This window comes from Aquidulcibacter sp., assembly GCF_049239865.1.
In the GTDB taxonomy this organism is placed as follows: domain Bacteria; phylum Pseudomonadota; class Alphaproteobacteria; order Caulobacterales; family Aquidulcibacteraceae; genus Aquidulcibacter.
Map to the genome: position 1 here is coordinate 1 of NZ_JBMLTR010000071.1, position 1978 is coordinate 1978.

Annotated in this window: 2 protein-coding genes and 1 pseudogene; 1 reads left to right on the forward strand and 2 read right to left on the reverse strand. The window is 57.7% G+C overall.

Going from position 1 to position 1978, the window contains the following annotated elements; translation table 11 throughout:
• Positions 1 to 494, forward strand: a 494-nt coding sequence (locus ACOVRA_RS04835; RefSeq protein ID WP_421719314.1) for a sodium-dependent bicarbonate transport family permease, incomplete at its 5' end; no start/stop codon positions are given.
• Between the two features lie 508 nt (positions 495 to 1002).
• On the opposite strand, the gene ACOVRA_RS04840 is transcribed toward ACOVRA_RS04835, so the two are convergent.
• Positions 1003 to 1536, reverse strand: coding sequence for a GNAT family N-acetyltransferase (locus tag ACOVRA_RS04840; RefSeq protein ID WP_421719315.1), 534 nt, complete (start codon positions 1534 to 1536; stop codon positions 1003 to 1005).
• Positions 1527 to 1978 (reverse strand): annotated as a pseudogene (gene lysK, locus ACOVRA_RS04845) (lysine--tRNA ligase); the annotation flags it as partial. The gene ACOVRA_RS04840 and the pseudogene lysK, both read right to left, overlap by 10 nt.

Here is a 1978-nt window from a genome sequence, read left to right on the forward strand (position 1 = left end):
CGGAAATCCTGATGGAGACCTTGCGCGGGCGCGGCCTAGTCTTGCTGGGCGGCGGTCTCCTGATCGGTGGGCTGATTGGCGAAAAGAACTTTGCCAAGATTGAGCCCTTCTTTGTCGATTTGTTCCGGGGCGTGCTGGTCCTCTTCCTGCTGGAAATGGGTATGACGGCGGCACGGCATCTGAAAGAATTCGCCAAAGTTGGCCCAGCCATGGCTGTTTTTGGGATATTCATGCCGATGGTGCACGGTGCCCTCGCCTCAGGCCTTGCGACTTGGGCAGGCCTGCCCTTGGGGTCGGCCTTCGTCATCGGGGCGGTCGCAGCCTCCGCCTCTTACATCGACGCCCCGGCCGCCGTGCGCGCCACGTTTCCCACCGCTAACCCCGCCATCTATCTCACCTCCTCACTCGGCATCACCTTCCCCTTCATGCTGATCATCGGGGTGCCGACTGTATATCAAATGGCGGTTCTGTGGCGCGGGGTGTTGGGGGGTTAGGGGCATTCGCGCTCCCCTCTCCCTCTGGGAGAGGGGTAAGGGGTGAGGGCTTATTGGGCACAAAAGGCTATTATGTTCTGTAGCTTATGACAGGTCAGCCGCTCTCATTTATTGTGAGTGTACGCCCTCACCCCCGCCCCCTCTCCCAGAGGGAGAGGGGAGTTCCCTACAATGTCATCCCCGCCGAAGCGTGAGCCTCGAGCGGGGACCCCATGGGACTTTGCGGCAGGAGGTCCCGGATCGGCTGCGCCGTCCGGGATGACAGAGTTTGTTGTTGCACCACCCCCCTAGACAGACGCCTCAAACTAAGGCGCTATGGTCGTCCCATTAGCAACTGAAAGGAGGTGATCCTATGTCTCATTGTCTGCGCCTTAGTGAAATGTCTGTCGGGATCCCTTCGGAGGTGAAGGCTTAACGATTAAGAGCCTTTCTTCGAATTGAGACTGGGCCGTTTCGCCGGTCTGGCAATGGAAAGGTCGCTGGGCAACCAGCGACCTTTCTTGTTAGCTTAAAGCGCCTTGCCCATGATCTTTAAGGGAATGATCGCGCCATTTTTGGCATGCTTCTCGATCACTTCGATCAACTCATAGCCACAGCGGCGATAAAGTGGCTCACCCGCCAAAGTGGCCCCCATTTGCGCGCTCTTAAAGCCTTCGGCGCGGGCAGCGGCTTCGCCGGCATCGATGATCATCTGGCCAATGCCACGGCGCACATGCTCTGGATGGGTATACATGGCCCGAATTCTCGCAGCCTCTGTTGCGGGGTCGAGGAGGCGATTGTCGCGCCCGGCACTGTGATCGCCCCCATAAAGCGTGCCGCGCCGGCTCCACCCGCCACAGCCCACGATTTTACCGTCTTCTTCCTGGACCACAAAATAGGTGCCGTCTTCGATCAACTGAGTGTCGATCCCCATCGTCTCATGACTGCCTTCGACTTGTTCAGGCGTCAGAAAGTCATTCATCAATTGCCCAATCGCCAAGGCCATCAGGGCCTTCATTTCGGGCATATCGTCAGGGGTCGCGACGCGCAGCTTCAAGACCATGCAGCCAGCCTTTCCTCAATCAGAGCAATGGTTTCAGTCACACCAAACAAAGCGACAAAGCCGCCAAATCTGGGGCCCTGTTCTTGACCCAACAGCACTTCGTAGAGGGCCTTGAACCAGTCGCGCAGGTTTTCAAACTGGTGGGTCTTGCCGACGTCAAACACCATATTCTGGATTTCATCGCCGTCGCGCATGTCTGGCCCCATAGCTTCAAGACGGGCTTTGAGGTCTAAGATCGCCGCAAGCTCTGCCTCTGTCGGTGCACGGAATCTCTTCGTTGGCTGGATGAAGTCGCGATAATAGGCGACAGCAAAGCCTGCGAGTTGATCCAGCAAGGGCTGTTCAGCAGGCGTCGCCTCTGGCGCATAGCGCTTGATAAAGCCCCAAAGCACTTCCTTGGTCTCCGCATTGGCGGCTGAAACAAGGTTAAGGAGCAGCGCAA